The 18,295-nt window shown below is 64.8% G+C and carries 18 protein-coding genes; 6 read left to right on the top strand and 12 right to left on the bottom strand.

Annotated features, from left to right (window positions below; genetic code table 11):
• The first annotated feature begins 242 nt into the window (after positions 1–242).
• Positions 243–1,091 (top strand): SDR family oxidoreductase, encoded by an 849-nt coding sequence (locus tag MB901379_RS05885; RefSeq protein WP_158015776.1) that lies wholly within the window; start codon positions 243–245, stop codon positions 1,089–1,091.
• Between the two features lie 27 nt (positions 1,092–1,118).
• On the opposite strand, the gene MB901379_RS05880 is transcribed toward MB901379_RS05885, so the two are convergent.
• Positions 1,119–2,630, bottom strand: coding sequence for a long-chain-fatty-acid--CoA ligase (locus tag MB901379_RS05880; RefSeq protein WP_158015775.1), 1,512 nt, complete (start codon positions 2,628–2,630; stop codon positions 1,119–1,121).
• Between the two features lie 3 nt (positions 2,631–2,633).
• On the opposite strand from MB901379_RS05880, the gene MB901379_RS05875 reads away from it, so the two are divergent.
• Positions 2,634–3,026, top strand: a complete 393-nt coding sequence (locus tag MB901379_RS05875) for a hypothetical protein (RefSeq protein WP_232021997.1) — start codon at positions 2,634–2,636, stop codon at positions 3,024–3,026.
• A gap of 39 nt (positions 3,027–3,065) precedes the next feature.
• Here the strand turns inward: MB901379_RS05875 and MB901379_RS05870 are convergent, their stop codons facing one another.
• Positions 3,066–3,830: an SOS response-associated peptidase gene (locus MB901379_RS05870; RefSeq protein ID WP_174236992.1), complete on the bottom strand. Its 765-nt coding sequence runs from the start codon at positions 3,828–3,830 to the stop codon at positions 3,066–3,068.
• A 63-nt stretch (positions 3,831–3,893) separates the two neighbouring features.
• Here MB901379_RS05870 and aroA point away from each other — a divergent pair, with 63 nt between their 5' ends.
• A complete protein-coding gene (gene aroA / locus MB901379_RS05865) occupies positions 3,894–5,177 on the top strand; it encodes a 3-phosphoshikimate 1-carboxyvinyltransferase (protein WP_158018977.1) in 1,284 nt (427 codons plus the stop codon).
• Positions 5,174–6,166: a ribosome small subunit-dependent GTPase A gene (gene rsgA, locus MB901379_RS05860; RefSeq protein ID WP_158015772.1), complete on the top strand. Its 993-nt coding sequence runs from the start codon at positions 5,174–5,176 to the stop codon at positions 6,164–6,166. The genes aroA and rsgA overlap by 4 nt, the downstream gene beginning before the upstream one ends.
• On the opposite strand, the gene MB901379_RS05855 is transcribed toward rsgA, so the two are convergent.
• The gene (locus MB901379_RS05855) at positions 6,153–6,626 is read right to left on the bottom strand and encodes a winged helix-turn-helix transcriptional regulator (protein ID WP_158015771.1); all 474 of its coding nucleotides are present in this window, start codon (positions 6,624–6,626) and stop codon (positions 6,153–6,155) included. The genes rsgA and MB901379_RS05855 overlap by 14 nt on opposite strands.
• 88 nt (positions 6,627–6,714) lie before the next feature.
• Between MB901379_RS05855 and MB901379_RS05850 the strand changes: the two genes are divergently transcribed.
• The gene (locus MB901379_RS05850) at positions 6,715–7,896 is read left to right on the top strand and encodes a thiolase family protein (protein ID WP_158015770.1); all 1,182 of its coding nucleotides are present in this window, start codon (positions 6,715–6,717) and stop codon (positions 7,894–7,896) included.
• Positions 7,897–7,934: 38 nt separating this feature from the next.
• Here MB901379_RS05850 and MB901379_RS05845 read toward each other — a convergent pair whose 3' ends face one another.
• From MB901379_RS05845 to MB901379_RS24135, 6 genes are all read right to left on the bottom strand, one after another.
• Positions 7,935–9,197 carry a fatty acid desaturase family protein gene (locus MB901379_RS05845; RefSeq protein WP_158015769.1) on the bottom strand — a complete coding sequence of 421 codons (1,263 nt, stop codon included), beginning with the start codon at positions 9,195–9,197 and terminating at the stop codon, positions 7,935–7,937.
• A gap of 245 nt (positions 9,198–9,442) precedes the next feature.
• Positions 9,443–10,729 carry a fatty acid desaturase family protein gene (locus MB901379_RS05840; RefSeq protein WP_158015768.1) on the bottom strand — a complete coding sequence of 429 codons (1,287 nt, stop codon included), beginning with the start codon at positions 10,727–10,729 and terminating at the stop codon, positions 9,443–9,445.
• Positions 10,730–10,817: 88 nt separating this feature from the next.
• Positions 10,818–11,975 (bottom strand): ferredoxin reductase, encoded by a 1,158-nt coding sequence (locus MB901379_RS05835; protein WP_158015767.1) that lies wholly within the window; start codon positions 11,973–11,975, stop codon positions 10,818–10,820.
• Positions 11,976–12,196: 221 nt separating this feature from the next.
• Positions 12,197–12,694 carry a DUF6912 family protein gene (locus tag MB901379_RS05830; RefSeq protein ID WP_408632337.1) on the bottom strand — a complete coding sequence of 166 codons (498 nt, stop codon included), beginning with the start codon at positions 12,692–12,694 and terminating at the stop codon, positions 12,197–12,199.
• Between the two features lie 9 nt (positions 12,695–12,703).
• Positions 12,704–13,567 carry a polyphosphate kinase 2 gene (gene ppk2 / locus MB901379_RS05825; protein WP_197717865.1) on the bottom strand — a complete coding sequence of 288 codons (864 nt, stop codon included), beginning with the start codon at positions 13,565–13,567 and terminating at the stop codon, positions 12,704–12,706.
• Between the two features lie 42 nt (positions 13,568–13,609).
• Positions 13,610–15,028 carry a WS/DGAT/MGAT family O-acyltransferase gene (locus tag MB901379_RS24135; RefSeq protein WP_158015765.1) on the bottom strand — a complete coding sequence of 473 codons (1,419 nt, stop codon included), beginning with the start codon at positions 15,026–15,028 and terminating at the stop codon, positions 13,610–13,612.
• Positions 15,029–15,217: 189 nt separating this feature from the next.
• Between MB901379_RS24135 and MB901379_RS05815 the strand changes: the two genes are divergently transcribed.
• Positions 15,218–15,751, top strand: coding sequence for an Rv3235 family protein (locus tag MB901379_RS05815; RefSeq protein WP_158015764.1), 534 nt, complete (start codon positions 15,218–15,220; stop codon positions 15,749–15,751).
• Between the two features lie 3 nt (positions 15,752–15,754).
• Here the strand turns inward: MB901379_RS05815 and MB901379_RS05810 are convergent, their stop codons facing one another.
• From MB901379_RS05810 to mddA, 3 genes are all read right to left on the bottom strand, one after another.
• The gene (locus MB901379_RS05810) at positions 15,755–16,900 is read right to left on the bottom strand and encodes a cation:proton antiporter (protein ID WP_158015763.1); all 1,146 of its coding nucleotides are present in this window, start codon (positions 16,898–16,900) and stop codon (positions 15,755–15,757) included.
• A gap of 4 nt (positions 16,901–16,904) precedes the next feature.
• Positions 16,905–17,387, bottom strand: a complete 483-nt coding sequence (locus MB901379_RS05805) for a cation:proton antiporter regulatory subunit (protein WP_158015762.1) — start codon at positions 17,385–17,387, stop codon at positions 16,905–16,907.
• Between the two features lie 118 nt (positions 17,388–17,505).
• Positions 17,506–18,261 (bottom strand): methanethiol S-methyltransferase, encoded by a 756-nt coding sequence (gene mddA, locus MB901379_RS05800; protein WP_158015761.1) that lies wholly within the window; start codon positions 18,259–18,261, stop codon positions 17,506–17,508.
• Positions 18,262–18,295: the final 34 nt, after the last annotated feature.

Below are 18,295 nucleotides of genomic sequence, written 5' to 3'. Positions count from 1 at the left end.
ACGCCGACTCCGCTCGGAGACCATCCAACCGCTCGTCGTCCAATAGACTCGCCGCAGTTGACACCGGGCTCCCTCCTCTCAATCTAAAGGCCGCGACCGACAAGTGTCCGCTTCGGTTAACGGCTGGCAGGGACGTGCTATTTCCCGTCCCCAGTCATCGGCGCACCGTGGGGTCTTGCGGTGGGCGCATTACCGCCGATCCCGCAGTTCACGCCGATCGACGGTGGCGTTAGTGTGGCGCCATGTCCCTTAACGGCAAGACCATGTTCATCTCCGGAGCCAGTCGTGGTATCGGCCTCGCGATCGCCAAACGGGCCGCTCAGGACGGTGCCAACGTCGCGCTGATCGCCAAGACCGCCGAGCCTCACCCGAAGCTGCCTGGCACGGTGTTCACCGCGGCCAAAGAGCTCGAGGAAGCGGGCGGACAGGCGCTGCCAATCGTCGGGGATGTGCGCGATCCGGACTCCGTCAGTGCCGCAATATCGAAGACCGTGGAACAGTTCGGCGGCATCGATATCTGCGTTAACAACGCCTCGGCCATCAACCTCGGGTCGATCACCGACGTGCCGATGAAGCGTTTCGACCTCATGAACGGCATCCAGGTACGCGGCACCTATGCGGTGTCGCAGGCATGTATCCCGCATATGAAGGGGCGGGAAAACCCGCACATCCTGACGCTGTCGCCACCGATATCGCTGGAAAAGAAGTGGCTCAAGCCCACTGCTTACATGATGGCCAAGTTCGGTATGACGCTGTGTGCGCTGGGGATCGCCGAGGAGATGCGCGACGAGGGCATCGCGTCAAACACCCTGTGGCCGCGCACTCTGGTCGCCACAGCTGCGGTGCAGAACCTGCTTGGCGGCGACGAGGCGATGAGCCGTGCCCGCAAGCCTGACGTGTATGCCGATGCGGCCTACGTGATCCTGAACAAGCCCGCTCGCGAATACACGGGAAACTCGGCACTGTGTGAGGATGTGCTGGTGGAATCGGGCGTCACCGACCTCTCGATCTACGACTGCGTGCCGGGCGCCCAACTGGGCGTCGACCTGTGGGTAGAAGAGGTCAACCCGCCGGGTTATCAACAGCCCTGAGCACCACCCGCGGCGTTTACGCCACCGCTAGCGGTCGACTTCTGGTGTCGGGGGACTGATTTCGCGTTTGACGACCTTGCCAGTGGGCCCCTTGGGCAGGGCATCGACCAGCCAGACGAGGCGCGGGTACTTGTATGCGGCTACGCGGGCCTTGACGTAGTCGCGGATTTCATCGGGCTCCGCAGTCACGCCCTTTTTGAGTGCAACCGCGGCGCCGATTTCCTCTCCCAGGGAGTCATGGGCCACCCCGATGACCGCGGCTTCGGCCACAGCCGGGTGCTCATAGAGCACTTCTTCGATCTCGCGGGGATAGACGTTGTAGCCGCCTCGAATGATGAGATCCTTTGTGCGATCGACGATGTAGAAGTATCCGTCGTCGTCGACGCGTCCCACATCACCGGTGGTCAGCCAACCATCGGGTGTGATCGTGGTTTTGGTCGCGTCAGGTAGATTCCAATATCCCTTCATCACGTTGTGGCCGCGAATCTGAATTTCGCCGCGCTCCCCTTGCGCAACTTCAGCTCCGTTCAGGTCAACCACCCGCATCTCGACGCCGGCGATCGGGGTGCCGATGGAACCCACCTTGCGGACCCGTTGCGGGTGGTTGAACGAAGCCGCCGCGGAACTCTCCGACAGACCGTAGCCCTCGAGAATGGTGCAGCCAAAAGTCTTTTCGAAGTCGGTGAAAACTTGCACAGGCAGTGAAGCACCGCCGGAAACACACGTGCGCAGTGTCTGCGTCGCCGTGGGAGCGGTCTGGTCCGCCAAGCCGAGTAACGCCGAATACATCGTCGGGACGCCCTCGAAGACCGTGACGGCGTCCCGCGCGATCACCTCAAATGCCCGACGTGGGTCAAACCGCGGCATGAGTGTCAGGGTCGCACCGGCAAGTACAGCCGCGTTGAGGCCACAACTTAGGCCGAAGACGTGAAATAGCGGCAGACAGCCCATCACCACGTCGGCTGGCCCGATCTCGATCAGGGTGCGAACGCAGATCTCGGCGTTGCACCCGAGGTTGCCGTGAGTGAGCATGGCTCCCTTGGGCTTCCCGGTGGTGCCGGATGTGTGCAGAATGACCGCGACGTCCTCGTCGTCGCGAGCTTCCGGAGACCGTCGCGCGGGCAGATCGTCGATCAGTGCGGCCAACTCGGCGTCGTCGACAACCCAGCACCGCGCGTTCACCTCAGCGGCGCCCGCGGTGGCCTCGTCGGCAAAAGCGGGGGTCGCGAACAGCGCCGCGGCTCCGCTGTTGGCCAGGTAGTAGGTCACCTCCCGAGCCTTCAGCAGCGGGTTCATCGGCACCGCGACCGCCCCTCGGTACCAGATCCCGTACAGCGCGATGGCAAATGCTGGCGTATTGGCCAGCATCACGCCCACCCGATCCCCGGGCTCAATCCCGGACCGTTCCAACAGCGTCGCCACGCGCGCCGCGGCACGATCGAACTCCCAGAAAGTCAACCGCAAATCGTCGCAGCGCAGCGCGATCCGGTTTGGGTGTCGGTCTTTCGATGCGACGAGGTGGGCGCTGAGGGCGGTCACGATGTGCTCCAGGTGGTCTTTGGACGGGTGCTACCAATGGTGACGGTTGCCCAGTGGGGTTCTTTCGTCTCCAGAGCACAAACCTGCGTCCACATTTCGTCTACTGGCAACAATCCGAAAACGTGGACTGGCCGCTACCTTTTTCGGGAGCGCGGCGCCGCGCCAACGAACCATCCAGCACCACAAACTATCTCAACCAATCCGAACCGTTCCTTCCAGAAAGGTGACCATGAAATGATGCCGTACTTGACCATAGCCGGAATGATGGCTCTTGTTTTGTTCCCCGTGCTCCTGCCGGCGATCATCACGCTGATGCACTCGGTGACCCAGCCCGGCCCCGCGCGGACCTCGGCGCACCCGCCGCTTCCGGTCACTACCGGGCGCGAAGCCCGCTGACTCCCGTCCGCGGCGTCTGCCCAACCGTGGCGCCGCGGCCTACAGCACGGTGATCTGTTCCAGTTGCGGCCCGACTGGCTCCAGCAACTCGGGCCCGTTATTACGCACGCTGTTGACCAGCGTCGACACCTGGCGCTGCGCGGTGTCGCGGGCATCCCGAGGATGAGTGAGCAGCTCTTGATCCAAGGGAGCGTCGGGGTTTAGCCAGGCATCCCAGTCGCTTTCGGCCAGCATCAGAGGCATCCGATCGTGGATCTCGGCCAATTCGCCCACCGCGTCGGTGGTGATAATTGTGCAGCTCAGCAGCGGGGCGGCAGCTGGTGCAGGTTTCCACACCGACCACAGCCCGGCCGCGAACAGCGGCTGGCCATCGCTGCGATACAGGTAGAACGGCGTCTTGCCGGCCTTTCGGCGCGGTGCCGGGTCGCGGTTGACGCGCCACTCGTAATAGCCGTCCATTGGCACCAGGCAACGCTTGGATTTCGCGCTCGCACGGAAGGCCGGTGAGGTGGCGACCTTGTCGGCACGTGCATTGATCAGCAGTGGACCCTTGCCCCCCGGCGTCCCGTCCGGTCCGGCCTTGACCCAAGGCGGGATCAAGCCCCAGCGCATCAGCCGGACGCGGCGAGTGGGCTGATCGTCCGGCTCGCTGTGCCGGGTCACCACGGTCGCGACCATGGTGGTGGGCGCCACGTTGTAGTTGGGGCCATCGGGACTCGCCCCGGTGCCGGTGGCCTCATCGATGGCCTTGATCTTCTCGGCCAGCAGAGCCGGATCCGTGGTGACTGCAAACCGTCCGCACATGACTCCCATGGTGCCCAATACCCACGACGGCCGCTGACACGGCAGGATGAAGCGGTGAGCAGCATCGAGGGATGGCCGGCCCCATTTGCGCTGACGCCGGTGCGGGCGACGGTGACCGTGCCGGGCTCGAAATCGCAGACCAACCGCACCCTGGTGCTTGCGGCGCTGGCAGCGGCGCAAAACCAGGGGCTCTCCACCATCGCCGGAGCGTTGCGCAGCCGCGATACCGATCTGATGATCGGGGCCCTGCAGACATTGGGCCTGCGTGTCGACGGGACCGGTTCGCGGCTTGCGGTCGACGGCGGAATTGACCCCGGCCCGGATGCCCGGGTTGATTGTGGCCTGGCCGGCACGGTCTTGCGGTTTGTTCCACCGCTGGCGGCGCTGAGCTCGGTCCCGGTCACCTTCGACGGTGATGAGCAGGCTCGGGCCCGCCCCATCGCGCCGCTGTTGGATGCGCTGCGTGCCCTGGGCGTCCCCGTCGAGGGGACGGGCCTGCCTTTTCGAGTTCGGGGCTCGGGTTCGGTCGCCGGCGGAACCGTTTCCATCGATGCATCGGCGTCGTCGCAATTTGTGTCGGGCCTGCTGCTGTGTGGGGCATCGTTCACCGACGGCCTGACGGTGCGGCACACTGGGTCGACACTGCCATCCGCGCCGCACATCGCGATGACGGTGGCGATGCTGCGCCAGGCCGGCGTCGACGTCGACGATTCGGTCCCCGATCGCTGGCGAGTGCGCCCCGGCGCGGTCAAGGCCCGCCATTGGGACGTAGAACCAGACCTCACCAACGCGGCAGCGTTTTTGGCCGCAGCGGTGGTCAGTGGCGGCACCGTGCGCATCACCGGCTGGCCGGCGGAAAGCGTCCAGCCGGTCGATGACATCGTGGCGATCCTGCGAACATTGAATGCTGTTGTTTCCCAGGATGATTCATACCTCGAGGTGCAGGGGCCGGCGGTATGTAGCGGTTTCGATGTCGACCTGCGTGCGGTCGGAGAGCTCACGCCAACGGTGGCAGCGCTGGCGGCGTTAGCGGATCCTGACTCGGTGTCCCGGCTGACCGGCATCGCCCATCTGCGCGGCCATGAGACCGACCGGCTGGCCGCGCTGAGCACCGAGATCAACCGCTTGGGCGGCAGCTGCCAGGAAACGTCCGATGGTCTGGTGATCACCGCAACGCCGTTGCGGCCCGGGATATGGCGAGCGTATGCCGATCATCGGATGGCCATGGCGGGCGCCATCATCGGGCTGCGGGTGGACGGGGTGGTGGTCGATGACATCGGCGCCACCACGAAGACGCTTCCGGAGTTTCCACGGTTGTGGGCCGAGATGGCCAAGGGGTCCGGTTGAGGCCAGGCGACTACGACGAGTCCGACGTCAAAGTCCGCTCGGGTAAGGGGTCTCGACCGCGGACCAAGACTCGGCCAGAGCATGCCGACGCTGAGGCCGCCATGGTGGTCAGCGTCGACCGCGGTCGCTGGGGATGTGTGCTGGAAGGTGATCCAGATCGTCGCATAATCGCCATGCGAGCGCGCGAACTGGGGCGCACGCCGATCGTCGTCGGCGACGCTGTCGACGTGGTCGGCGACCTATCCGGGCGCCCGGATACGCTGGCCCGCATCGTGCGCAGAGGGCCGCGACGAACTGTGTTGCGACGCACCGCCGATGACACCGACCCCACCGAACGGGTGGTGGTCGCCAACGCCGACCAATTGCTGATCGTGGTGGCGCTGGCCGACCCACCACCGCGCACCGGATTGGTTGAGCGGGCGTTAATCGCCGCCTACGCGGGCGGCCTGCTGCCGATTCTGTGCCTGACCAAGACCGACCTGGCCCCGCCCCAGCCGTTCGCCGAGCACTTCGTCGATCTGGACCTCAAGGTGGTCAACGCGGGTCGTGACGATCCCCTGCTCGCGGTGGCGGATTTGCTCGACGGCGAGATCACCGTCCTGCTCGGACATTCCGGAGTCGGCAAGTCGACGTTGGTGAATCGTCTTGTTCCCGAAGCTGATCGGGCGGTCGGCGAGGTCACCGAGATCGGCCGGGGCCGGCACACCTCGACGCAGTCGGTGGCGCTGCCACTGTCCGGCGCGGTCCCGGGCTCCGGCTGGGTCATCGACACCCCCGGAATCCGTTCGTTCGGGTTGGCCCACATTGAGCCCCACGACGTGCTGTTGGCATTTTCCGACCTGGCCGTTGCGATCGGCGACTGTCCGCGCAGTTGCGGGCACATGGGGCCGCCGGCCGACCCCGAGTGCGCGCTGGACGGCATGTCCGGTGCGGCCGCGCGGCGCGTTACCGCCGCCCGGGGACTGCTCGCCGTGCTCAAGGAGGCGTAACCAGCCGCATGCCGAGTTCGTCGGGGGGCACTCGATGCCCGTGCGCGCAACGGATTTCAATCCGCGCGTCGGCTCCACAGCCCAGATGGGTCAGGTGAAGCCGGTCGCCCCCCGGCAGGTGCCGCTGCCCCCACTGGAACAGCGCGAAAACCACCGGCATGAAGTCCAGGCCGGCCTCGGTGAGCACGTACTCATCGCGACTGCGCTGCCCGGGTTCCCGATAGGGGCGGCGGGCCAGCAATTTGAGATTCACCAATTCACCCAGCCGCGCCGAAGTGGCGGCCTTGGTGATGCCCACACGGCGGGCGAAGTCGTCAAACCGGGTGGTGCCGTAGTAGGCCTCGCGCATGATGAGCATCGCGGATTTGGTGCCCACAACCGCCATTGCCCGTTCGATCGGGCACTGGCCGACCGCCGACCAGCCGTCGCGGTCGGCCAGGGGGCCCTCCAGCATTGTCATGAAGATCACCCTCCGATCCAGGTTGCATGGAGTATACCCAGCTGTTATAGCTAGGTATAGCGATAGATACTCAGCTCAAGGAGGAGCCATGGCCCTGGACCGCGACGCCGTCATAGTCGGCGCTGTCCGTACCCCGATCGGAAAAGGCAAGGCCGGCGGGGCACTGCACGATGTGCTGCCCGCCGACCTGCTAGCGCACAGCCTGCGCGAACTGGTCGCACGCACCGGCGCGGACCCGGCGCAGATCGATGACGTGATTGCCGGCGCGGTGACCCAGGTCGGCGACCAGGCGGTCAACATCGCGCGCAACGCTCTCCTGGGCGCAGGTCTCCCGGAGTCGGTGCCCGGCGTCACCATCGACCGGCAGTGCGGCAGCAGCCAGCAAGCCATCAGCTTTGCCGCCCAGGGTGTACTGGCCGGCGCCTACGACCTGGTGATCGCCGGCGGCGTGGAATCGATGAGCCGGGTGCCGATGGGTGCCTCGGTGCTGCCGGGGTCCAACCCATTCGGCGCGGATATGGCCCGCCGCTACCCGGAAGGGCTGGTGCCCCAGGGCATCAGCGCCGAGCTGATCGCGGCGCGCTGGGGATTCTCACGCACCCAGCTGGACGAGTTCGCCGCGGCCAGTCACGACAAAGCCGCCCGGGCCACCAAGGACGGGCTCTTCGACCAAGAGCTGATCGCGATCGCGGGGCTGGATCACGACGAAATCATCCGACCCGGCACGACGGTCGACACGTTGTCCGCGCTGCAACCGGCGTTCTACAGCGATCCGATGAAAGCCCGGTTCCCACAGATCAATTGGTCGATTACCGCGGGCAATTCATCGCCGCTGTCCGACGGCAGCTCCGCGGTCCTGATCACCAGCAGCGACGTAGCCAAGAAGCTGGGGCTGCGCCCGCTGGCCCGCATTCACACCACGACCGTGGTCGGGTCCGACCCGCTCTACATGCTGACCGGGATCATCCCGGCCACCGAGAAGGTGCTGCGCCGGGCCGGTTTGAAGTTGTCCGATATCGACCTGTTCGAGGTGAACGAAGCGTTCGCGCCGGTCGTGCTGGCCTGGGCGCAAGACGTCGGGGCCGAGCTGGCGAAAACCAATGTCAACGGTGGCGCTATCGCTATCGGCCACCCGTTGGGAGCCAGCGGCGCCCGCATCATGACCACGTTGGTCAATGCTTTGGCGCAGCGCGGCGGGCGCTATGGGCTGCAGACGATGTGTGAAGGTGGCGGCATGGCCAATGCCACCATCATCGAGCGGCTGGGGTAGCGAGGCAGCGCCACCCCCACCGAGTCCCGACGGGCGCCCTACACCGGCATCCGCCCGGACCGCCTGGCGCGCCGCCAGGCACGCGTCGCCGCAATCGCGGTCTTCAGGCCGCGGCGACGGCCGGTCGCCGGATCGGTGCCGGCGAACCCCGGCTCCAACACAGCGAACATCGCCTCGCTACGCGTCTCGGGTGCGTCGTGGGTGTCGGCGCGCAGAAATTTGTTCGGCAGCGAAAGCTTGGCCAGTGTCCGCCACGTCTTGGCGTACTGCATCGGAAACGAGCCCGTAGTGTACGGCAGGTCGTATTTGTCGCAGACCGCACGCACCCGCACCGCGACCTCGGCCAGTCGGTTGCTCGGCAGCTCGGGGTACAGGTGGTGCTCGATCTGGTGGCACAGGTTACCGCTCATGAACCGCAACACCGGCCCGGCCTCGAAGTTGGCGCTGCCCAACATCTGTCGTAGGTACCACTGCCCCTTCGTTTCACCGACCATGTCCGTCTTGGTGAATTTCTCGGCGCCATCCGGGAAATGCCCGCAGAAAATCACGGCATTCGACCACACGTTGCGGATCACATTGGCCACCGCGTTGGCCGTCAACGCCGATCGGTAGGTCGCACCCGGCGACAACGAGGTCAACGCCGGGAACGCCACATAGTCCTTGAACAGCTGACGGCCGGCCTTGCCGGAGAACTGCCGCAACCGAACCTTGGCCGCTTCGCGATCAACATCGCCCTTGAAGAGGTCGCGAACCATCAAGTGGCGCAGGGCTATGCCCCACTCAAATCCGATCGCTAGCAGAGCGTTGATGGGAAGGTTCAAGATGTCGCGCCATCTCCAGCGCTGGTCGCGGGTGACACGCAACATGCCATAGCCGACATCGTGATCCATGTCGAGGATGTTGGTGTACTTGTGGTGTACAAAGTTGTGGGTGTGGCGCCAGTGCAAGGATGTCGGAGCCATGTCCCACTCCCACGTCGTGGAGTGAATCTCCGGATCGTTCATCCAGTTCCACTGCCCGTGCATGACGTTGTGGCCGATCTCCATGTTCTCGATGATCTTGGCCGTGGCGAGGGTTACCGTGCCGGTCCACCACGCGGATCGCTTCGAGCTGGCGGCGAGCAGCAGCCGGCCGCTGACCTCCAGAGCGCGCTGCAAAATGATGCTGCGGCGGATATAGCGCGCATCCCGCTCGCCCAACGAGTCTTCCACGTCCTGGCGTATCGCGCCCAGCTCAATAGCCAGGTTTTCGATGTCGGCGTCCGTCAGATGCGCGAAAACGTCGACGTCAGTGATCGCCACCTTTCACCTTTCTGCTGTGCAACCGCACGCCAAGACGATGCTAAATCCACGGCCTCGCAGGCTGCTCGGGTAATGCGAGCATTTCAACACACATTCACCTGACGCGCGCGATATGCGGGTACGGACCCGCGTTCCGGGTTGGCTCCATTTCCGATCGCGACATCGAGTCGGACATCGCAAACGCCGCTCTGCGCTGCGGCTACCAGCCAACCGGCCCGCCTCGAGATCGAGCCTGACCGTGTCGGTCAAGCCACCAAATCGTTTGCGCCGCCATCTCTTAACGCTGAAACATGCTTGCTGCGCCGCCAGCTCCGCACGGTCGCAATCGCGGTCTTGAGGCCGCGACGGCGGCCGGTCGCCGGATCGGTGCCGGCGAAATTCATCTCAAGGTGAGCGAACATCCGCTCGCTGCGGGTCTCCGGAGCGCTGTCGGCACTCTCACGCAGGTACTTGTTCGGCAGCGAAAGCTTGGCCAGAGTGCGCCACGTCTTGCCGTACTGCACCAGGAATGAACCTGTGGTGTACGGCAGGTCGTATTTGTCGCAGACCGCACGCACCCGCACCGCTGCCTCGGCCAGCCGGTTGCTCGGCAGGTCCGGGTACAGGTGGTGCTCGATCTGGTGGCACAGGTTACCGCTCATGAACCGCAACACCGGCCCGGCCTCGAAGTTGGCGCTGCCCAGCATCTGTCGTAGGTACCACTGCCCCTTCGTTTCACCGACCATGTCCGTCTTGGTGAATTTCTCGGCGCCATCCGGGAAATGCCCGCAGAAAATCACGGCATTCGACCACACGTTGCGGATCACATTGGCCACCGCGTTGGCCGTCAACGCCGATCGGTAGGTCGCACCCGGCGACAACGAGGTCAACGCCGGGAACGCCACATAGTCCTTGAACACCTGGCGGCCGGCCTTGCCGGAGAACTCGCGGATCCGGGCCTTGGCGGTGTCGCGATCCAATCGACCCTTGACGAACTTGCCGATCTCCAAGTGCTGCAACGCAACGCCCCACTCGAAAGCGATCGCGAGCAGAGTGTTCCACACCAAGTTGAAGATGTTGTACCGCTTCCAGCGTTGGTCGCGAGTGACGCGCAACATGCCGTAGCCCACGTCGTCGTCCATGCCGAGGATGTTGGTGTACTTGTGGTGCACGAAATTATGCGTGTAGCGCCAGTGCTTCGACGAGCCGGTCATGTCCCACTCCCACGTGGAGGAGTGAATTTCCGGGTCGTTCATCCAGTCCCACTGGCCGTGCATGACGTTGTGGCCGATCTCCATGTTCTCGACGATCTTGGCCACGCCGAGAGTCACGGTGCCGGCCCACCAGGCGGAGCGCCGCGAACTGGCGGCAAGCAGCAGCCGACCGCCGACCTCCAGCGCCCGCTGGGCGGCGATGGTTCGCCGGATGTAGCGCGCATCGCGCTCGCCACGGGAATCTTCAATGTCCTGGCGGATGGCATCGAGCTCCACAGCCAGGCTCTCGATATCGGCGTCCGTCAGATGTGCGAATGCGTCGACGTCGGTAATCGCCATCGCCTTCTCCCTGCCTTGTGCGGTCGTGGAGCAATACCTGACCTACGCTATCGTAAGCTACGTAACCGTAGGTTACCAGCCGGTAGCTTTAGATGTCGATCACACAGTCGCCGGATGCTGCGCTAACGCAGGTCTGAACCCGGCTTCCGGGGTCATGTTCCTGCCCGGTGCGCAGGTCCCGGACGTGACCTTGCACCAGGTCGACCACACACGACTGACAAATGCCCATGCGGCAACCGAATGGCATCTGCACACCGGCGCCCTCGCCGGCGTCCATTACCGACGTCGCGGCATCGGCGTGCACGCTGCGGCTACTGCGGGCAAACGTGATCGTCCCACCCGCACCCGCGGGCGCCGCCTTGGACATCGCGAATCGCTCCAGGTGGAGGTGGTCGTCTAAGCCGGCCGAGTGCCACACCTTTTCGGCCTGATTGAGCATGACTTCGGGTCCGCACGCCCACGTCTGGCGCTCGTGCCAGTCCGGCACTTCGGCGCCGAGCCGGGACAGGTCGAGGCGCCCCTGATCGCGCGTCTTGCGCAGCGTCAACCGGTAGCCCGGATGCTCGTGAGCCAGTGCGGCCAGCTCCGCGCCAAACATCACGTCGGCTTGAGTGGGCGCCGAATGCAGGTGCACGATGTCGGTGATTTGGTCGCGACGCACCAACGTCCGCAGCATTGACATCACCGGCGTGATTCCAGATCCGGCGGTGAGAAACAGAATCGATTGCGGCGCCGGGTCGGGTAGCACGAAGTTGCCCTGGGGCGCGGCCAGCCGCACGATGGTCCCCGGTTTGACACCGGCCACCAGGTGGGTGGACAGGAACCCTTCCGGCATCGCCTTCACGGTGATGGTCACCGTGCGGGCGGAGCCCGATATCCCCGTCGTTCTAGTGGCCGGACTCGACGTCAACGAATACGAACGCCAGCGCCAGCGCCCGTCGACCAGCAGCCCGATGCCGATGTACTGTCCCGGCTGATAGTCGAAGCTAAAGCCCCAACCCGGCTTGATGACCAGGGTGGCTGAATCCTCCGTCTCCCGGCGCACCTCGAGAATTCGACCGCGCAATTCCCTCGCTGACCACAGCGGATTGGCCAGTCGGAGATAGTCATCGGGCAGCAATGGCGTTGTGATGCGCGTCGCGATCTTGCGCAGCGCGTGCCAGCCCGGGTGTCTGTCGGCCCCCGCCACGGTGGGCCGTCTGGTATCGATGACGCTGGCGTTGAGCGCGGTGGTTTTCTTACTCATTTGGAAGCTCCTGCTTGCGGTGCGGCCGTGGCGTCCGCCCGAGTCGGGACAATCTGATGCCCAGCAATAAAGCTACGGTACCGTAACTTACGATCGCGTAGCTAGACCTGATACCGGCGGAGTACGTCACATCCGACGCCGATGCCACCGTTGGCGCAGGTCCTCGCGTCTCGGCTAGCCACCCGCTTGGCCCGCCGTGGGGCGCCACCAGATTTGCGCCGTCAGAGCAGGTCAAGCAGGAACGGCAGCTCTTGATTGGCATACCAAGCCAGGTCGTGATCCTGGGCATCCCCAACAACGAGCTCGGCATCCTCGTCGCCGACGTCGGCGGCGTCGATGGCCTCCATCGCGGCGGCGACGGCCGGTTCGGCGGCGACGTTGTCGACGTAGGCCGCGACCACCTGATCAATCGCGACGGGCCCGCCCAGTCTGACGACAGCATCGTCGAGATCGGGGCGGCGAGTGGCGTCGTCGACCTCGGCGGCAAGCACCGCGCGGCGCGGCGGCAGATTCTCGTTGCCGCCGTCGGCCAGTAAGCGCAGCGACGCCAGCGCGGCCTCCTGCAGCGCCACCTCGGCCAGCTCGTCGTCGTCGCCCTCCGCGTAGGACTCGCGCAATGTCGGCGTGACCGCGAACGCCGTGCCGTTGATCGGCCACAACGACCCGTCGGCCACGAGCCGCTGCAACATGGCCAAGGTGGCCGGGATGAATACCTGCACGGTCGCCACTTAGCGCCCGATCAACGTGGACACGTAGTCGTCCACGTACTTGGACAGCTCGCGCGGCGGACGCTGGTAGTTGCCCGTCACGACCGGCCGGTCCGGCAACTTCACCTTCGGTTTGCCCACGTCGCGGTAGTCGATGGTCGAGAGCAGATGCGCCATCATGTTGAGCCTCGCGTGCTTCTTGATATCTGAGTCAACGACGTACCACGGGCTGACCGGAGTATCGGTGTGCACCATCATTTCGTCTTTGGCCCGGGAGTAGTCCTCCCATCGATACACCGATTCCAGATCCATCGGGCTGAGTTTCCATTGCCGGACAGGGTCGCTCTGCCGTGCCTTGAACCGACGCAGCTGTTCTTCGTCCGACACCGAAAACCAGTACTTGCGCAGCAGGATCCCGTCGTCGATCAACATCTGCTCGAAGATGGGCGTCTGCCGCAGGAACAGCGCATGTTCGTGCGGCGTGCAAAACCCCATGACCTTCTCGATGCCGGCGCGGTTGTACCAGGAACGATCGAAGAAGACGATCTCCCCTTTGGCGGGCAGATGGGCGATGTAGCGCTGGTAGTACCACTGGCCGCGCTCCCGGTCGTTGGGCAACGGCAACGCTGCCACATAGGCATTGCGTGGGCTGAGATATTCGGTGATTCGCTTGATCGCACCACCCTTGCCGGCAGCGTCGCGGCCTTCGAATATGACCACCACGCGCGCACCCGAATGCCGCACCCACTCTTGCAATTTCACGAATTCGGTCTGCAAACGGAACAACTCGGCTTCGTAGACAGCTTTGGAGATCTTGTGTCGCGTCGACGCCGGTGACTTCTTCTTCGCCTTCGGCGGCGCGCCGTCGTTCGTCGGGGTGCTCACATCAACGGATGGTATCGCCATGCAGGACTGTTGATCCGCAGACTACCGAGAAGCCTCCAGCAGCTCCTCCAGCGCCTGGTTGAGCAGGCCGGGCAGCAGGTCGACGTCGCTCATCGCGTCGCGATCGGCGTTGATCCCGAAATAGAGCATGCCGTTGTAGGACGTCACGCTGATGGCCAGCGCCTGGTTGTGCAAAAGGGGCGGCACCGAATAGGCCTCCAGCAGCTTGGTGCCAGCAACGTACATTTGCGACTGCGCGCCGGGGGCATTGGTGATCAACAGGTTGAAGGTCCGCTTGGAAAAGCTCGGAAACCTGGTGGCCACCCGGATCCCCATGGCGTGCAAGGTGGGTGGTGCAAAACCTGACAACGTCACGATGGTCCGAGCGTCAACCAGGCTGGCCGCCGTCGGGTTGGACTCGGTGGCGTGCGCAATCTGCGACAGCCGCACCACGGCGTTACCTTCCGCCACTGGCAGATCGATCAAGAACGGCGTCACCTGGCTAATGGCCTGACCGGGCCCGGAAGAGTCGAGTTGGTCGTCGTCGTAGACCGACAGCGGCGCCATTGCCCGCACGGTCGCCGTCGGTGCCACCGCCTCGCCGCGGGACATCAGCCAGTTACCCAGCGCGCCGGCGATCACCGCCAGCACCACGTCATGGACGTCGCAGTCATAGCGTGCGCGCACCGCCCGATAGTCCTCCAAGCGTCCACGGGCAACCGTGAACCGTCGATTGCGCGACACGGTGGCATTGAGCGGACTGCTCGGTGCCGTGCCCCGCGCCACCGTGCGCGCAACATCGAGCAGCCGACGGCCGGTGTCCGCCAGTTGGCCGTGGTTGGTTGCCAACCCGGCGATCGCGGATCCCACGGCCTGCAGCTGCGCGCCCGGTCCCCCAATCCAGTCGCCGATGGCGCCCAGGATCAACCGGGTACTGCCGGGGTCGCGTTCTGGGATCCAAATGTCTTCGGGAAACGGCGGCGGACGCCGGGTCCGGTCGGCGATGACGTGGCCTATCGACAGCGCCGTCACCCCATTGATTAGGGCTTGATGCGACTTGGTGTAGAGGGCGATCCGATTCTTATCCAGGCCCTCGACCAGATACATCTCCCACAAGGGCCGCGACTTGTCGAGTGGCCGCGCCCCCAGCCGCGCAATCAGCTCATGCAATTGCTCGTCACTGCCCGGCGATGGCAGTGCCGAGCGCCGCACGTGATAGGTGATGTCGAAGTCGGGATCGTCAATCCACACCGGCCTGGCCATACCGATCTTGACTTCGCGAATCTTCTGCCGGTACCGCGGCACCTGAGCCAGCCGTTGCTCGATGGTGGCCAGCAACGTTTCGTAGCTCAATCCGGCACGGGGGCGACGCAGAATCATCAGTGACCCGGCGTACATCGGGGTGGCGGTGTTCTCCAACCGATAGAACGACGCGTCCGCTGTGGACAACCGGGTCACCATTAAGGCGCTGCCCTCCTCGCCGATCCGTCGATGCCCGTGGGATCGATGTGGCTCACCGTAGCCGCCAACACCGGCACGCGACGGCGCGGGTACGCGCCGGCGTGGTTTGTGCAAAGATGACCGGCAGTTTGTCTGCCACTCTCCAGCAGGCCGTTCCCATTGGTGATTCGTTGAGTTGGAGAGTGCCCGTTGAGCATCAGTCCCATTGTGGGTCCAGCCAGTGGTGAGTCGTTCGCCGTGGTCCCCGTGATCGAGTACGAACCCCCCACTCGAACCGTCCCTCGATGCCGGCCATCATCTCACGCACCCGTGCGGCCGCGCAGCAGTCCGTGTGCGCCGCGCCGATCCCGCGGCGAGCAGCCGAGGGCCGCCGGCGTGTCGATACCAATGTGTCAGGCCGCGATCTTCACCGATGCGGCATTGCGCCGCGTGCTGGAAGTGATCGACCGCCGCCGTCCGGCCACCCAGCTGCGTGCGCTGCTGTTACCCGGCCTCGTCGACTCGGTGCTGTCGGTCAGCCGACCGATTTCCGGCCAGGAAGGTGCCGCCGTGTTGCGCCGCGTGCGGTTGCAGCAGGCCGGCTGCGTCGGCTCAGCCACGGCGGCCGAAGCGTTTGGCACCTACAGCCGCGGAGACCGGGTCCACGCCATCGCCTGTCGCGTGGAACAGGCGGCGTCGCCGGGCACACCGCGCTGGCTGGTCGTTGCGCTGCATATCGGCTGAAGCTCACGGGGCGGTAGGCGGTGGCCCACCGGTATAGCGAGCCAGCAGCGGACCCGCGATCGCCATGATGAAGACGTAGGAGGTCGCCAACGTCGCCGCAGCCGGGATCGACGTACCGACCAAGCCGATGATGATCAGCGAGAATTCCCCGCGCGCGATCAGTGCGGTGCCCGCGCGCAACTGCCCGCGCCGGGCCACGCCGTCGCGCCGCGCGGCATACATCCCGGTCAACACCTTGGTCGCGGCGGTAACCACCGCCAGCCCGATGGCTACCGGGAGCGCCGGCAGCAACTCTTTTGGTGCAACCGACAATCCGATTCCCAAGAAGAAGATCGCGGCGAACAGGTCACGCAGCGGACCCAACACTCGCCGGGCCCGCTCGGCGGTCTCTCCGGTCAAGGTCAGACCCACCAGGAAGGCGCCCACCGCCGCGGAGGCATGCAAAGACTCGGCCAGCGCCGCGACCATCAAGGTAATGCCCAGCACGCGCAGGAGCAGTTGCTCGGAATCGGGGTGCGCCACCAGGCGGCCAACATAATGGCCCCAGTAGTAGGACGCGGCAAACGCCGCCACAAGAGCACCAATGGCGGCTACGGTGCCGGCGAGCGCTTCCAACCAGCTGCCGTGTAACGCCAGCACCGTGAACATTGGCAGGTAGCCGGCCATCGCGAAATCTTCGAGCACCAGCACCGACAGCACCGCCGGTGTTTCGCGGTTACCGAGCCGGCGCAAATCCTCCAACAGACGCGCGGCGACGCCCGACGACGAAATGTAGGTGACGCCGGCCAGCGCGAGGATGGCAACTCCGCTCAATCCCAGCAGCCAACCGGCCACCGCACCCGGCGCCGCGTTGAGCACCAGGTCCACCCCCGCCGACGGCAGGTGGCGGCGCAGGCTGCTGGCGAATTCGGTTGCCGAGAATTCCAGACCCAACGTCAGCAACAGCAACACAATGCCAATCGGTGCCCCCGTACTGACGAAATCATCAGCGGCGGCCACCGGCAGGATGCCACCTTTACCCAGTGACAGGCCGGCCAGCAGGTAAACCGGGATCGGGGACAGTGCGAAGTGACGCGCAACGGCGCCCAACAGCGCCAGCGTGGTCAGGAGTGCGCCGACCTCAAACAGCAGCGCCCTCGAAACCTCCACCGATTTAGCCCTGGTCGACGATCTGGTCGACTCCGGCGATTCCCTCTTCGGTGCCGATGACGATCAGCACGTCGCGCACACGCAGTGTTTCCGACGGGTTCGGCGACGCGACCACGTCCTGCCCACGCACGATTGCCACGATCGAGGCACCCGTGCGAGTACGGGCGTGGGTATCGCCGAGCGGCCGGTTGACAAATGGGCTCGCGGGCTTGATGACGATGTGCCCAGCCTCCAACCCGGGCACTTCCCGGGTCAGCTCGGTGAACCGCTCCGCGATGCGGGGCGCGCCGAGGATCTGGGCCACGGCTTCGGCCTCTTCGTCGGTGAGGCAGAACACGGGCCGTGCGGTGTCGGGATCGGCTGCGGCGTAGAGGACCACCTCGAAATCGCCGGTACGTCGAGCGACAATGCCAATCCGCTCACCCTTGCTGCTGGTGAACTCGTACCGCAGACCGACGCCAGGCAGCAGCACCTCCTCGACATCCATAGCCCAATACTTGACGAAACTCCGCCGAGATAGAAGTGGCTTCGGCCGATTTCATAAGCGAGGACCGCGCCCAGGATGATGCCGGGGCGCCCGGACACCGGGCAGCGCCGCTCGAAAATCAGTGTTGACCAACCGTTTTACTCGAGTTCCAACGCAGCCGCGGCAGCAGCATCGGCACGTCTCGACGGTAGTCTTGGTATTGGTTTCCCAGCGCTCTCACCAGGTCACGCTCTTCCAGGGGCAGGGCTATCAGAATGTAGCCCGTGGCGCCGATCGCGAACAGCAAGTGGCCGGCCGTCATCGTGGGCGCCGCCCAGAACGCGATGATGAAGCCGAGCATGATGGGGTGGCGGACCAGCCGATACAGCAGACTGGTGCGAAAACCTATGTCCGTATACGGCTTTTCCCGCCACGCCAAGTACACCTGGCGCAGTCCGAACAAATCGAAATGGTTGACCATGAACGAGGAGGCGAATACGGTCGCCCAACCCAACCAGAACAATGCCCACAGCAGCACACGGCCTGCCGAATTGTGGACATCCCAGACAACTGCCGGAATTGTTCGCCACTGCCAATACAGCAAGATCAGTGCAGCGCTGGCCAGCAAGACGTAGGTGCTGCGCTCAATGGGCGACGGCACCAACCGCGTCCACCAACGTTTGAATCCCGGCCGCGCCATGACACTGTGCTGGGCTCCGAACAACCCAAGCAGCGCCAGATTGACCAGCACCGCCACCCCCAACGGCGCGGCGATACCGTGATCGACGTTGCGCGGCACCACGATTGCGCCGACGAAGCCGATGGCATACAAGAAAGCAATCAAAAAGAGCAGGTAACTCAGAACTCCGTAACCGATCATCAGATAGCGCTTCATTCCTCAATTGTGCGCCGGAAATGCGCAGAAAGCG

It is taken from the genome of Mycobacterium basiliense, from assembly GCF_900292015.1.
GTDB lineage: Bacteria > Actinomycetota > Actinomycetes > Mycobacteriales > Mycobacteriaceae > Mycobacterium > Mycobacterium basiliense.
The sequence above is the reverse complement of the archived record's forward strand: the minus strand, read 5'-3'. Positions and strand labels throughout refer to the sequence as shown.

What these genes read in the sequence shown, in the direction of transcription:
- MB901379_RS05885 (WP_158015776.1), top strand. Translation starts at nt 243, where the DNA reads ATGTCCCTTAACGGCAAGACCATGTTCATCTCCGGAGCCAGTCGTGGT.
- MB901379_RS05870 (WP_174236992.1), bottom strand. Translation starts at nt 3,830, where the DNA reads ATGTGCGGACGGTTTGCAGTCACCACGGATCCGGCTCTGCTGGCCGAG.
- MB901379_RS05855 (WP_158015771.1), bottom strand. Translation starts at nt 6,626, where the DNA reads ATGACAATGCTGGAGGGCCCCCTGGCCGACCGCGACGGCTGGTCGGCG.
- MB901379_RS05850 (WP_158015770.1), top strand. Translation starts at nt 6,715, where the DNA reads ATGGCCCTGGACCGCGACGCCGTCATAGTCGGCGCTGTCCGTACCCCG.
- MB901379_RS05840 (WP_158015768.1), bottom strand. Translation starts at nt 10,729, where the DNA reads ATGGCGATTACCGACGTCGACGCATTCGCACATCTGACGGACGCCGAT.
- MB901379_RS05835 (WP_158015767.1), bottom strand. Translation starts at nt 11,975, where the DNA reads ATGAGTAAGAAAACCACCGCGCTCAACGCCAGCGTCATCGATACCAGA.
- MB901379_RS24135 (WP_158015765.1), bottom strand. Translation starts at nt 15,028, where the DNA reads ATGGTGACCCGGTTGTCCACAGCGGACGCGTCGTTCTATCGGTTGGAG.
- MB901379_RS05805 (WP_158015762.1), bottom strand. Translation starts at nt 17,387, where the DNA reads ATGGATGTCGAGGAGGTGCTGCTGCCTGGCGTCGGTCTGCGGTACGAG.
- mddA (WP_158015761.1), bottom strand. Translation starts at nt 18,261, where the DNA reads ATGAAGCGCTATCTGATGATCGGTTACGGAGTTCTGAGTTACCTGCTC.